The organism is Phycisphaerae bacterium, assembly GCA_035384605.1.
GTDB lineage: Bacteria > Planctomycetota > Phycisphaerae > UBA1845 > PWPN01 > JAUCQB01.
In genome coordinates, this window is record DAOOIV010000039.1 from 1 (window position 1) to 13016 (window position 13016).

General features: G+C 61.4%; 12 protein-coding genes. 6 read left to right on the forward strand and 6 right to left on the reverse strand.

The annotated features are described in order from the left end of the window. The 6 genes from PLL20_10570 to PLL20_10595 all read right to left on the reverse strand — a co-directional run. On the reverse strand, positions 1-546 hold a 546-nt coding region (locus PLL20_10570), incomplete at its 3' end, for a hypothetical protein (protein ID HPD30430.1). A gap of 121 nt (positions 547-667) precedes the next feature. Beyond that, the gene (locus tag PLL20_10575; protein HPD30431.1) at positions 668-1870 is read right to left on the reverse strand and encodes a tetratricopeptide repeat protein; all 1203 of its coding nucleotides are present in this window, start codon (positions 1868-1870) and stop codon (positions 668-670) included. A 115-nt stretch (positions 1871-1985) separates the two neighbouring features. Beyond that, positions 1986-2645: a sugar transferase gene (locus tag PLL20_10580; protein ID HPD30432.1), complete on the reverse strand. Its 660-nt coding sequence runs from the start codon at positions 2643-2645 to the stop codon at positions 1986-1988. A gap of 23 nt (positions 2646-2668) precedes the next feature. Then, positions 2669-3100, reverse strand: coding sequence for a methylated-DNA--[protein]-cysteine S-methyltransferase (locus tag PLL20_10585; GenBank protein ID HPD30433.1), 432 nt, complete (start codon positions 3098-3100; stop codon positions 2669-2671). 231 nt (positions 3101-3331) lie between these two features. Continuing rightward, positions 3332-4051, reverse strand: coding sequence for a PilZ domain-containing protein (locus PLL20_10590; GenBank protein ID HPD30434.1), 720 nt, complete (start codon positions 4049-4051; stop codon positions 3332-3334). Next, positions 4048-4860, reverse strand: a complete 813-nt coding sequence (locus PLL20_10595) for a hypothetical protein (GenBank protein HPD30435.1) — start codon at positions 4858-4860, stop codon at positions 4048-4050. Before PLL20_10595 ends, PLL20_10590 begins: the two co-directional genes overlap by 4 nt. A 366-nt stretch (positions 4861-5226) precedes the next feature. Between PLL20_10595 and PLL20_10600 the strand changes: the two genes are divergently transcribed. The 6 genes from PLL20_10600 (at position 5227) to PLL20_10625 (ending at position 13007) form a co-directional block, all read left to right on the forward strand. Next, positions 5227-5946, forward strand: a complete 720-nt coding sequence (locus PLL20_10600) for a hypothetical protein (GenBank protein ID HPD30436.1) — start codon at positions 5227-5229, stop codon at positions 5944-5946. 24 nt (positions 5947-5970) lie between these two features. Further along, positions 5971-7107: a hypothetical protein gene (locus tag PLL20_10605; protein HPD30437.1), complete on the forward strand. Its 1137-nt coding sequence runs from the start codon at positions 5971-5973 to the stop codon at positions 7105-7107. A 195-nt stretch (positions 7108-7302) separates the two neighbouring features. Then, entirely contained in the window at positions 7303-9021 is a 1719-nt protein-coding gene (locus PLL20_10610; protein HPD30438.1) for a hypothetical protein, read from the forward strand. A 207-nt stretch (positions 9022-9228) separates the two neighbouring features. Further along, positions 9229-10365 (forward strand): aldo/keto reductase, encoded by a 1137-nt coding sequence (locus tag PLL20_10615; GenBank protein HPD30439.1) that lies wholly within the window; start codon positions 9229-9231, stop codon positions 10363-10365. Positions 10366-11040: 675 nt separating this feature from the next. Beyond that, positions 11041-11529: a plasmid pRiA4b ORF-3 family protein gene (locus tag PLL20_10620; protein HPD30440.1), complete on the forward strand. Its 489-nt coding sequence runs from the start codon at positions 11041-11043 to the stop codon at positions 11527-11529. Between the two features lie 335 nt (positions 11530-11864). Beyond that, positions 11865-13007 carry an aminopeptidase gene (locus tag PLL20_10625; protein HPD30441.1) on the forward strand — a complete coding sequence of 381 codons (1143 nt, stop codon included), beginning with the start codon at positions 11865-11867 and terminating at the stop codon, positions 13005-13007. Positions 13008-13016 lie beyond the last annotated feature (9 nt).

Here is a 13016-nt window from a genome sequence, read left to right on the forward strand (position 1 = left end):
GCCGTTCACCTTCTCGTTTTTCAGTTTGACGCCGCCGATCTCGCTGAGTTTGAGCTGCTGCAGGCCGCTTTCGGTCAGCACGTTCAGCACATCGATCTCGACCGTCTCCTTCTCCCTCGCGATCCTCAGTTTCTCGACGCCCACGATGATCCCGCTGACCGCCTTGCTGCCAGTGAGCTCCACCGGTTCGCCGCGGAGCTGGCCCAGAATTGTCGCCATCGTGGGCTTGCCGGTGATATCAACCGCGAAACTCTTCAGCGCTTTGTCCACCGGGTCATGCGAGGCGTACCCCACCGCGCTGATCGTGCCCTTACCGAAGTCTTGGATCACCAGCGACTTGAGGATGTCGTTGATCTGGGTGGTGCGGAACTTCAGCTCGGCGGCTGCGCTGCCGTCGATCTCGGCCTCGCGTTCGAAGTACCCCACCCCGCTGGAGAACAGGGCGATCTTCGAGATCTTGAGCTCGGTTTCCTGGGCAGTCAGCAACGTCGGAACTGCCAACACAACGACAAGTACCGCCACCAACGGATAAATCGGTCGAATCATGGCACCACTCCTCTTCTCTGGTGAACCAGCGCTTTCGGATCAGGCCTGATCATGGGACGCACGAACCCGGTTGGAGACCCCTGACGGGGTTCATCGTGAGAGTTTACCCTCGGTTCGCAGACTACCGCGTGGTCGCGGGTTTTGCTGCTGTCTTCTGGCTGTCGAGCACCACGTCCGGCGGGGTGCAGTGGGGCAGGAGCCGATCGGGCAGGGCGTTGGCCGGATCGAGTATCTTGGCCTTGGACAGCGGATCGTAGGCGGCGTCCTTCTGGCCGGAGTAGAACCGGACATAGCCGAGCATGATGAGCCGCTCGACGCTGGAGGGCGACTGGGCTAAGGCCGACTCAAGCGCCCGGACCTGGGCTTCGAAATCCGCCGGTCGCCCGTAATCCCCGCGCATGTCGTAGTCCAGTAGTGCAAGCTTGGGCTGCAGTTCAAAAGCCCGAGCCAGGAAGGGCATGGCCTCGCGATAGCGGCCGGTGGCAAACAGGGCATGAGCAGCGTAGATGCGAGCGGCCGGATCACCCTGGTCGGTCTCCGCGGCAAGCTTGAAGGCGTCGATCGCTTGGCGGTATTTACCTTCTCTATAGAACTTCAGCCCCCTGTCCATGGCGTTGAGGGCGTGAACGGCCACCGACTCCTGGCGTTCGGTCGAGGTCTTATGAAATCGCCAGTAGTTGTAACCGCTGGTGAAGCCGAAGCGATATGCATCGCCCCAGGACTCGCCGGGATAATAGCTGTAACCACCGTAGTAAGGTCCGTATCCATAGCCGTATCCGTATCCCCAGGGTCTGCCACCGAAACTGAGATAACTGTTCCACTCGCGGTCTGCGGGACTCATCTCATTGAGCGGCATCTGCACATAGGGTGGCGGCACGTAAACGTATGGCGCGGGCACCGGGTAGACATATGAAGCTTCCGGTGCGGGCTGCGGTTGATCCGCCGGCGGTTGTTCGGTTTGGGGTTGCTGCTCGCTGTTTTGTCCGGCTCTGAGAATGGCTCTCTGGACGGGCTTGACCGCAGGTGCCGCGCCGGACGTTTTGCCCTGCGGAACCACCGGCGCCGGGGAAGCCTTCGACGGTCGGACCGTCTCATCCGGCAGTTCGGTGCCCGGTCTGGGAATGGTCACCAGCCGCTTGAGGGCCTTGCGGACAACTCCCGTCTCGGCCGGGGCGGTCGTCGTGGCCTTGACCACCGTCACCGCCGGCTGCGACGTCGCGGCCGTTGACAGGGGCAAGCCCAGGGCATTCCAGGCGACAAAGGCAAGGGTTGACAACAACAGTGCGGCAGAAAAGGGCGTGGCAGAGCTTCCCCGGATCGACATGGCACGCCTCCAATGCTTCGTGATGGGTCTGTGCGGCACGTCCTCCTCATTATCAATACCCACCAACCAAATGGCAAGATGCGGCCCGGTTGGAGCCGGTCAGGCCTAAACTGTTTCAGGAGCGGATGTTACAAGAATCATTCTGCGCAGGATTGTCCTGGGTACTATATCGTTGCTTGCGGGCATAGGGACTCTGTTCAAAGGGGCGGGCAAATCGCTCCTCCCCCAGCAGAACCACCACCGGTGTCTTGGCCAGAATCAGCAGATCCAGGAGCGGGCCGCAATGATCGACGTAGTAGACGTCGTACTTGATGCGTTCCTCCCAGCTCATGGCGGCGGTGGCGTTGACTTGGGCCAGACCGGTCAGCCCCGGACGCACGTCGAGGCGTCGTCGCTGGAAGTCGTTGTAGGCGACAACCTGTTCCATGATCGTCGGTCGGGGGCCGACGAGGGACATATCGCCGCGAAGGATATTGAACAACTGGGGCAACTCGTCGATTTTGAACCGACGCATGAAGCGTCCCAGCCGGGTGATGTTGGGATGAGTCAGGGGCACGACTTCGTGGACGTCATGCACATGGTCGGCCCGCATGGTGCGGAACTTGATCGACATGAAGGGCCGACCGAAGCGGCCTCCGCGGGGTTGGACGAAAAACACCGGTCCGGGCGATGACAGCTTGACGGCCAGAGCGGCGGCCAGGATCACCGGTGAAAAGAGGACGATCAGTACGAGGCTGACCAGGATATCGACAGCGCGTTTGAGAAACGGGTACATCAACACATCCTGAAAGGCCCCCCTCAACCGGCGGGGCGTCTGCGGCGCCGAGGCAATAGCAGGCGGCTTGCAGGCCGGCCTGCCTCCATATCGAGCAATCGGCGTTTCAGGCTGACCCCCTGCTCGGCGGAGAAGCCGCCCAGCGAACCGTCGCCGGCCACCACGCGATGACAAGGGATGACCAGCGGGAGCGGGTTTCTCGCCATCGCTCCGCCGATGGCCCTGGCTGCCTTGGGCCGCCCGACCTCGCGAGCCAGTTGACCATAGGTCTTCGTTCGGCCGTAGCCGATCTGGGCGCAGCGATCGAGCACCTGCCGTTGAAAGGGCGTCAGCGCCGACAGGTCCAGCTTCACGTCGAACTTCCTGCGCCGGCCGGCGAAGTACTCCCGCAACTGCCGCTGAAAGTCCGGGAGTAAGCCGGGGGCGTACTCTGCATCCGGCAACCTTCCGGACAAGCGTTTTCGGATTTGCGAGGGTCGGCTTCCGGTAAGGACGACATTGGATACGCCTTTGTCCGTGGCGACAAAACCGACCGAACCTCCCGGTATCTCAACGACTGCGTATTTCAACATATCAGACAGGTTAGAGAGAAACTGCCGTGGCGACAAGGAGCGCAGCCGTTGGCAAGAGGTCGCTTGGGTGCGTTTTGCGGGGCTTCGATGCATCCTGCGAAGAAGAGATTCCGTTCACGTCCGCACGCTGGCCAGCAAGCGGGCCAGATCGGCGCGTGCACGTGCGAGTTGGTCGTCGTCGACAAACTGCAAGCCCAAGCGGACCAGGCCATCAGGCGTATTCGTCCGCGAACACACACGGGCGCGAACGCGGATCGGCGTCGCACCAGCCTGAACATGCAGCGTGCAGTCAGCGAGGAAGGCCACATCGAACGACATCCCCGAACCTTCGGTCACATGGACGCCCATGCCGTCAGGAGAGATGTCCAGCAAGTTGCCGCGGGCATCGGCCGCGGTTGTCGCGCCGTCCGAGGCGATCGACAGGCTTACTGGGACGACGACGTTCGCCGGCACCTTCTGGCGATAGTAGGTTCTTCGTTGGAGCTCGCACAACTCGCGCGGATACTTCAGACGGATGGTGGAGACCGTCTCCGCATCACCGACGGGCGCGCGGCCCCGGCCGAGGACAACGGTGTCAAAAGCACAGCGGCGACGGCCGCGCCGAAATGAGACGCACACTTCCTGCCCGTCTGAGAGTTCGGGCACGCCCTGCTCCGAAGCGTCATATTGCAGGGTCAACTCGCCGGCGGAGTAATCGACGTTGACGAAACGAGTCTCATACGCCGCCCACCGGTCACCCTGACGCCAAGTGGCCAGAGCGGGCCTGAGATCTTCGATGGCATCGGCCAGCACGTTCGCCTGATGTGCGGCTTCCATGGGAAAAAGCGTGTTCATTGCGCGGCTCCTCCTGGGGTGTCAACCACGGGAGCGTAACGGGCCAGGAGCTTTCGTCGCAAGGCCTCGGCTGCCGCTGCCGAAGCCTGATGGCCCTGCCCGACAAGGAATTGCAGACCGAGGATCATGGTACCTTCCGTGCCCGCGGGAGTCTTATTGCACAAAACGGCATCAATGACAAACCGCTCGGGGTCGCCTGGGGTGAGCGCGAATGAGAGGCAAACCTGTTCTCCGATCCCGAGTTGTTCGGCCACGGCCATCTCGGTCCGGCAGGCCAATCCCTCCGCGCTGACGTTGCACAACCAGCCGATGCCCTCGGTTTTGCTTTTCTCCGCGTTGATCCAGGTCATCTCGACACGGGACGATTGGGCGGGGCGAAAACGCCAGGACCGGCGGCGCTGGGCAACCTGGACTGTTTCCGGTCGAGCCAGATAAATGCGGGGTCGGGCGCCGGTGCCGGAGGCCCCTTGTACCGCGACGACGTCCGAAGAGAAAAGATAACGGTTTTCGCCGAGTTGAAGCATCACGTCGCAGTAGGTGCCGACAAGGGAATCGAGGCCTGCCGCTTCGGATTCGCCTTTGTCGGCCGTGTCGTTCCGGTTAACGGGCCCGGCACTGAACGTCTCAAGCACCAGGCAAGGTCGTCGCGACTGCCACCCGATCGGCGTCTCAATGCTCACCAGACGCGAGACGATCGGATCCCCGTCTTCGAAGAGGCGCGGATAAATCAGGATTTCCGCGTGGTGACGGACAGCCTGCTCCAGCGTGCGGCTGGACTGCCTCGCACTCAACTCAATTGCGTAAGCCATGACTGAACCCCCGGCTCCGCCAGGGCTCCCCTCGTGCCGACCGGCACAGCAGACACCCGTGCCCGCCAGACGCCTCGCGGCAGTTTCGGCGGCCTGACACCCTGGGCATGTCGCCCGTTCCCTCTATCCTCTCATTCGGTGAGCGCAGATAACGACTTAACCTTGGGGCACCGGGCAAACGCCGGTCACGGAATCTGTTCCGATAAGACGCGTCGGGAGACTTGTTCCGTCAGGATCGCCGTAAGCGGAGCAGTCGGAGTGTTGTACGCTCGCTGCCGAATGGGGGCCGAGAATGGTCCGGGACCGCCGCTGTCAAGGCGAGGACGTTCTGTCGAAAAACAAGGAGTCGATCCGATGAGGGGCACCATGATTCAAACCGATCAAACCCAAGCATCTTGTATGGCGGATGCACAGAGTGGCTTGCCGACGACCGATCTGGAGAAGACCGGAACATGGAAGAAGGCTCTGGCGCGGACCGCCGTGTACAAGCGGGTCCCTTTCTCGACGCGTCGGGCGCTGGACCGGGCGATCCTGGCGCGCCCTGAAGGGTGCGCCACGCTGGAGGCGATCGAGGCAAGATTCAGGCTGACCGAAAGGTTCGGGGTGAGTCGGGACAACCTCCGAACGTACGCCCGCAAACTTGAGAGAGTTGCGGAGCCGTGCTTCGCCGGCAACCTTGCGGCGGCGATCCTGGGATGCATGCCGACCGCGTACGGCAGTCAAGTGGCGGCCGGCAGCCGGATCATTCTGGTCAGCCGTCTTGTTCAAGCTCTGACGCAGGGGGAATCACGGCTCGAGATTCCCGAGCTGATCAAGCTGGCCTCGGCCCTGCGATTGGCCCATGCGACAGCAGTCGCGAGAAACGCCGCAATGAAAGGCTGTGGGGGAAGGGGCAAGGACCGCGGACGGGACCGGAAGGACTCCTGGTGCTTCTCGAATCAGGCGGCTCTTGCCGAGGCTGTCAGGACGGTCTACGGTTTGGAGTATCCCGCACATCGGCCGACCGGTGCTGAAACGCCCGGTTCGCCGAAACCGGAGATAGCCAGGCAGCCGACGCGACGGTACGATGAAAAGCCGACGGACTGAAGCTCTTGCAGGATAACAAACTGTATGTCAAACCTACCCGAGTTGTCCAGCCGGATTCCGTTTTACAGCGGCCAGGTGGTTTATATCTACTCATTTGACATCGCCTACGAGTTCTTGCGGCAGCCGGAGGGCAACCTGCTGGGACAACCGATTGTGCAAGTCTCCGTCGGCCCGAGCAAGCGGAGCCCCCGACAACTGGTCTTCTATCGGCCGAACATGATCAACCTGCCGCCGGAGGAACGGGTCGGGCCGCACGGGCCGGTGACCGTCGAGCGGGCGGTCAAGCTGCTGAGCGTCGGAGCGATCAGCATCACCGTCCGTGTACCCTTCAAGGTGAGCCGCATCGAGCAACTGGTGGACTATCACGACCTGCAATTCGCCGACGGCTCGCTGACCGAGGGGGTGCAGGAACTGGCCGAGCAGGTCCGAAAAGAACTTATTCCCTATTGCGATCGACCGGTGAGTCAGGTCGGCGAAGGCGAGGCCTACACGGTTTTTTGCATTACTTCGCCGCTGGTGACCGAGGAAGGTTCGCTGCTCAGCGCTGAAGCGTGGTTGGAGGACCGGCGCCGGCAGTTGGCCTCGATCCTGACACAGGAAGAGGACATGTCGCTGTTGTCGGAACAGGAAGTTGAGGAGACAACGTCCCGGTATTGCAGCTACTACGGGCACGACCTCACGATGGTCGACTGGGATGCGGCGATCATCATCAATGACCCGCAGGACATGGAGGAAACGCTGTACATCATGGAGCTGGCCAACGTCCAGCTCACCGAGCTGGAGGCCTACGACCGGCTTCTGGACGAGGCCGTGATGCGGTCATACCGCGACCTCGAATCGGCCCGGCTTCGCGGGCGCAGCCCCGTGATGGCGGCGCTGCGGGAGATCCGCATCGATCTGGCCCGGCTGAGCGATGAGCTGTCGAACATCACCAAGTTCTTCGGTGACTGGCACCTGGCCCGGATCTACCAGATGCTTTCGGAGCGATTTCACCTCGGTGACTGGCATCGCGTCGTGGGCGGCAAGCTCAACACGCTTGACAGCCTTTACAGCCTGCACAAGCAGGACCAGACCAACCGCTGGATGCTGGTTCTCGAGGCGACGATCGTGCTGCTCTTCGTGCTGGACCTGATTGTGCTGGTCATGGGGTTGGGCAAGTAGACCCCGGGAACCCACTGCGGCGAGAATCGGGAGCTTGAACGCTGCCGCCGGCTTCGACTCGCCGCGTATTCCTGCCGACGCCCGACGGAAAACGCCTGAAAAAACGTTTCAGTATTGTCCCTGCGTGCGAGACCCGATATGCTGGGAAGGGCCACTGGGGGATAGACTTGCCGCTGTCGGGGAGGAGGCTCAGGCGTGTCCCGAACCGTCGCATTGGCCCTTCTACTGTTCCATTCCTGCTTGCGCACATCGCCGACAGTCGACGGCCAGTGCCTCAACTGGTCACCGCCGACCAACGTCAGCCGTGACGTCGGGCATTACGCCGTGGACGGGAATCCGGCCATTGATGCCTTCGGAAAGGTGCACATGGTCTACCAAAGCTTCCTCGACGACTATGGAGAGACGTTCTACGTCACCGACCTGAGCGGTGACTGGTCCTCGCCTCAATCCCTTGGTTCACAGGGAGGCAAGGGATCGGCCCCCAAGATCGTCATCACGCCCGACGACATGCTGCACACGTTCTACGGCAAAAACAAGCTTTACTGGCGCACCAAGCCCGTTAGCGGCGGACAGTGGAGCAGTCCGGCCCAGATCGACGTCAATCCCGGCGGCGGCTCATTCATTCAGCAGGTGACGGTCGACGGCTCCGGCGGCATCTACTTCATGTACGGGCACCTCTTTGACAGCAGTGCCCCGGTGCGAAACGGCATCTACGGTCGGTACAAGCCCCTGGGAGGCGCCTGGAACACCACCGAACTCATCTATGGAAACAACGACGACGGCAATTGGCCTCGCGGGGATGACATCGCCGCCAGAGGAAACATGCTCTGGATCGCCATCGGGGTCGACGGAGACGCTTATTTCAAGAAGAAACCGTCGACCGGCGTCTGGCCGGCCGGCAAGGGTACGAAGCTGGTGGACGATGCCGGGGGAATGCGATTCGCCTTCAGTCCGATGTCCGGCGAGATCGGCGCGTTCTACACTAAGTCGCTGCCGTGCACCGATCCATGTGAGGACGATCCGTGGTTTGAGGTTTTCGCCAGGTTTTCCCACGACGACGGTGCGACATGGTCCGCGCCGCAGAGCATCTCCGACAACGTTGACGACATCGATCGCACACCTTCGGCGGTCTATGACTCCGCCGGTAATCTTCATGTCGTTTGGGAAAGCTTCTGCTGCGATCACAAACTGAGAATGCGCTATCGCGGCCGGATGAACGGCCAATGGGACCCGACAATCACCCGAATCACCAGCCACGTGGGCGGGCACGTCCCCAACTCGATCAAGAGCTTCGGTAGCAACTTGTTTCTGACGTTCTCAGACTCCGGCACCGGCATTGGAATGTATGACGTGGTCTTCAGTACCGCGGCCGTCGCCGAGCCCAAGCTTGCTCTCAGTCCTTCGTCACTGACGCGCACCATCCTCGTCGGAAGCGGTGTCGCCGACGACCTGCTGGCTGTCATGAACGTCTGTGTCGGGAGCCTGGACTACACGGTATCCGTGAATGCCCCTTGGCTCGAAGTCTCGCCGCCGGCCGGCTCGGTGACGACTGAAACCGACGCGATCGTCGTGAGCTACCCGCAAGCGCCGGCCATGACGGCCGGCATCTATAACGCCACGATCACCGTCTCCGGAAACGCCGTGAACACCCCTCAGACCGTCGCTGTTCAGCTCAAGATCCAGTCGGTCAAGCCGGATTTTGACGGGGACGGCGACGTCGACCAGACGGACTTCGGACACTTGCAGGAGTGCATGTCCGGCTTCGCCGTTCCGCAAACCGATCCGGCTTGCAGCAACACATTCCTGAACCCAGGCGATGACTTCGTCGATGCGACCGAGCTGGGAATCTTTCTCGGCTGCATCAGCGGATCGGGCGTCCGCGCCGACGTGACATGCGCGGCACTCCATCCGTAAGTGCGACACCGCAAGCTTTCGACGGCCGCAGACAGGCCTGGCGAACGCTCGCCAACGGCCACAGGGGCCGGATCGTCGCTCAAGCAGAGAGCTTGCGGGCCAATTCGCTTCTACCGACAATGCACTGATGATAGGCTCAGAGCATAGGTCTTTGGCGATCAAGCACACGAGGTGAAGTCGGCGACGAAACGATGTCGGAGGCAGTGAATGCAACACCGCCGCTTCGGCAAAACGGAGATGAACCTGTCGGTGCTCACGCTGGGGCTCATGCGCTACATGAGCAAGGACCTGGACCAGAGTGCTCGCGTCGTACGGCGGGCAGTGGAACTGGGCATCAACCACCTTGAGACGGCCCGCGGTTACGACGACAGCGAGGAACTGCTTGGCCACGCCCTCAAGAGCATCGATCGGGGCAAAGTCCACATCACGACGAAGGTCGGACCGTGCAAGACCTATGACGAATTCATGAACAAGTTCGAAACCAGCATGAGCAAGATGGGCATCGACGTGCTGGACAATCTCGACGTCCACGGCATCAACAACGAGGACAAGTTCCGGATGGCCATGGACGAGAACGGCACGCTTAAAGCCTGTCGCAAGCTGTTGGATTCGGGCGCCGTGCGGCACATCGGCTTCTCCACCCACGGCAAGACCGAACTTGTGCTCAAAACGATCAACACCGGATTCTTCGAATCGATTAACCTTCACTACTATTGGTTCTATCAGGCGCATGCGCCGGTAATTGCCCGGGCGGCTGAGTTGGACATGGGGGTGCTCATCATCAGTCCCAACGAAAAGGGTGGTATGCTGTTCAAGCCGCCGGAGGTCCTGACTCGGATCTCGGCCCCGCTGCACCCGATGAATCTGAACCAGCGGTGGCTGCTGAGCGACCCCCGCATCCACACGCTGTCGCTGGGGCCGGCGGTTGCCGAGGAACTCGACGCCCACATGGCCGTGGCGGACGACGTCGGGCCGTTGACCGAACAAGAGAAGGCTGCGCTTGCCAGGTGGGACCGGACGATCCGTGAGAAGCTGCGGGGCGACTTCTGCACCCAATGCGGCCGGTGCCTGCCCTGCCCGGAGTTCATCGACATCCCGGAGATTCTGCGGTTGCGAAACCTCGCGGTCGGACTGGAGATGAACGCCTACGGGAGTTTCCGCTACAACCTGCTGGACGGCAGCAACGACTGGTTCCACGGCTGGCCGGGAAGCCGGTGCACGAAGTGCGGCCAATGCCTGCCCCGGTGCCCCGAGAAGCTGGACATCCCCCGATTGTTGTTCGATGCTCACAAGCGGCTCAAAACGGGCATCGGCCGCCGGTTGTGGCAGAGGCTCGTCCGGTAGGCACGGAGTTTCGATGTTCGTTTGGGATCCCGGCAACGGAGAAGACCGTTAGCCACAAAAAACACAAAGAGTCACAAAAACAGTCCACGGCCGGTCTTGGCCGTGCGCCCATTCCGCACTGTCTGACCACGGATCACACGCTTGCCTCGCCGCAGGCGGGGGTATCACTGATAAGGACTGAGCGTCATCCCTCCATCCGTGTCATCAGTGCAATCCGTGGTTCTCCTCCCGTCTGCAGCCCGGTAGGTCGTGCTCCGCACGACATCCTCTTGTCAGGCCAAAGGACCAACAGCCCAAGGCGGCCTTCGGCCGCAACCAAAGAGGGCTTGGTAAGCCCCTAAGGGGCTATTCTTCGTCGCTGATGGCCTCCGGCAGCAATAGACCGATGACGGCGTCGGCGATACACACGTTGGACAGAGGGGCTGAACTTCTCGGCTCGTCAAGAAGGGCATCGTGTTTGCGGGTTCGCGCTGACTTCCTTCTTCGCATCGCAAGCTTTGCCCGGGATGGCGTGTGGCCAACGCCTTGGGCCTTGCGGAACGACGTCGTATCGCCGAGACTCGGGTGTGCCGGGGCCATGCAATCAGAGGTGTGTCGGTGTCGGGAGTCATCTGTTCGCCGGTCACGATGTCGCCAGCCCGGAATATGATAAAGAATCCTTTGAGGGAAACGATCATGGTCAAATCGCAGCCAACAGCCGTGTACACATTCAAGGTCGCCCTCAAGTACTCGCCAGACATCTGGCGGCTCATTGAGGTTCCAGGCAATCAGACGCTTGAGGATCTGCACTTCGCGATCTTCGAAGCCTTCGAACGTTATGACGAACACCTTTATTCGTTTTACTTCGAGCCGCCCGGCGGATATCGGGGCCGGCGCCGCCCAAGCCGCAACGCCGTGGAATTCACGCATCCCTACGCTGCGGAGGAAGCCGACCCTTGGGATGGCCCTGCGCCCCATGACGCATCCCGAACGACGATCGATTCGCTCAACCTACATCGGGGGCGCAAGTTCGAGTACCTTTTCGACTTCGGAGACTCCTGGTGGCACGAGATTACGGTGGTGAAAACCGACGGTCACCGCCGCCGCGGCCGTTACCCGCGAATCATCGAGAAGCACGGCAAGTCGCCGCCGCAGTATCCCGATTACGACGAAGGCATTTGCTGATCGGAAAAGCATCTGGAGACAACCTGTCAGGTTCTGACAGATGCGCTATGGAAACCGAGATGGGGATGTATTCACGTCGCCATGCCCTTGAGGCACCATGAGGGCATTCGCATTCAAGAGCGGGAGAGCTTCGCCGGAACGCGGAGGAGCACTTTATCCTCGAGTCGGGAACGGATGGCACCGGTAAGAGGGCCTACGGGGCTGCCCTGCTGCGACGTCACGGCACGCCATTGCGACGCAGAACGTCGGGGAGTATCCTGCCATCGGCACGGGCGGCCGGGAAGCAGAGCCAGCCCTTGCAAGCGTATCGAATACACAGGAGCAACGGTTGTCCCATGCGCGATCCAAGAATCGACAAGCTCGCACAGGTGTTGGTGAACTACTCGGTGGCCGTTAAGCGGGATGACGTGGTGCGTATCGTCGGCTCGATCACGGCCATCCCGCTGATTCGAGCGATCTACCGCGAGGTTGTGATCGCCGGCGGACATCCGGTTCTTCGCGTGACTGACGACGAGTGCACCGACATCTTCTTCGAGCATGCACGGCCCAGGCAATTGGCCTATAGCAACCCGCTGAACATTCATGAGATCAAGAACGTGGATTGTTCGATCAGCATCTGGGCAAACGACAACACACGTTCCATGACGCGCGTTCCTCCGGAGAAACAAGCCGCGGTCAGCAAGGCCCGGCGGCAGTTCATGGATGTCTTCATGAAACGTGCCGCCATGAAAGGCAAGGGCAAGCTGCGCTGGTCGGGTACGCAGTTTCCCTGTCACTCTTCGGCTCAGGATGCCGAGATGTCGCTGTCGCAATATGAGGATTTCGTTTACGGGGCTGGTTTGCTGGCCTGCAAGGACCCACCCGCCGAGTGGCGCAAAGTGAGCGCCCGTCAGAGGCGGGTGTGCGACGTGCTCAACAAGGCCCGCGAGGTGCGTTTCAAGACGCTCCAGGGCACGGACATCCGGTTTGGCGTGAAAGGACGGCGATGGGTCAACTGTGATGGACACGAGAACTTCCCGGACGGCGAGGTCTTTACCGGGCCGATCGAGGACTCGGCGGAGGGGGAAGTGAAGTTCAGTTTTCCGGCCGTTTATCGCGGTCAGGAGGTGCTGGACGTGCGTTTGCGGCTCAGAGCCGGTAAGGTGGTCGAGGCCTCAGCGAGCAAGGGCGAGCCGTTCCTGATCCAGATGCTCGACCAGGACAAGGGTGCTCGCTTTGTGGGCGAGCTGGCCCTGGGCACGAACTACTCAATACGGCAATTCACGCGGAACACGCTGTTCGACGAGAAAATCGGCGGGACCTTCCACATGGCCTTGGGAGCGGGCTATCCTGAAACGGGTAGCCGCAACAAGAGTGCGTTGCACTGGGACATGGTTTGCGACTTGCGGCAGGGGGGCGTGGTTGAGGCCGACGGCAAGGTCATTAGCAAGAACGGCCGGTTCCTGAGAGCCGACTGGCCGGGACCGGCAGGCAGATAGCGGGCTCGG

Bases quoted from the DNA above. Each gene is read 5' to 3' on its own strand.
- PLL20_10575 (HPD30431.1), bottom strand. From the start codon at position 1,870: ATGTCGATCCGGGGAAGCTCTGCCACGCCCTTTTCTGCCGCACTGTTG.
- PLL20_10600 (HPD30436.1), top strand. From the start codon at position 5,227: ATGATTCAAACCGATCAAACCCAAGCATCTTGTATGGCGGATGCACAG.
- PLL20_10605 (HPD30437.1), top strand. From the start codon at position 5,971: ATGTCAAACCTACCCGAGTTGTCCAGCCGGATTCCGTTTTACAGCGGC.
- PLL20_10625 (HPD30441.1), top strand. From the start codon at position 11,865: ATGCGCGATCCAAGAATCGACAAGCTCGCACAGGTGTTGGTGAACTAC.
- PLL20_10620 (HPD30440.1), top strand. From the start codon at position 11,041: ATGGTCAAATCGCAGCCAACAGCCGTGTACACATTCAAGGTCGCCCTC.
- PLL20_10595 (HPD30435.1), bottom strand. From the start codon at position 4,860: ATGGCTTACGCAATTGAGTTGAGTGCGAGGCAGTCCAGCCGCACGCTG.
- PLL20_10580 (HPD30432.1), bottom strand. From the start codon at position 2,645: ATGTACCCGTTTCTCAAACGCGCTGTCGATATCCTGGTCAGCCTCGTA.
- PLL20_10615 (HPD30439.1), top strand. From the start codon at position 9,229: ATGCAACACCGCCGCTTCGGCAAAACGGAGATGAACCTGTCGGTGCTC.
- PLL20_10590 (HPD30434.1), bottom strand. From the start codon at position 4,051: ATGAACACGCTTTTTCCCATGGAAGCCGCACATCAGGCGAACGTGCTG.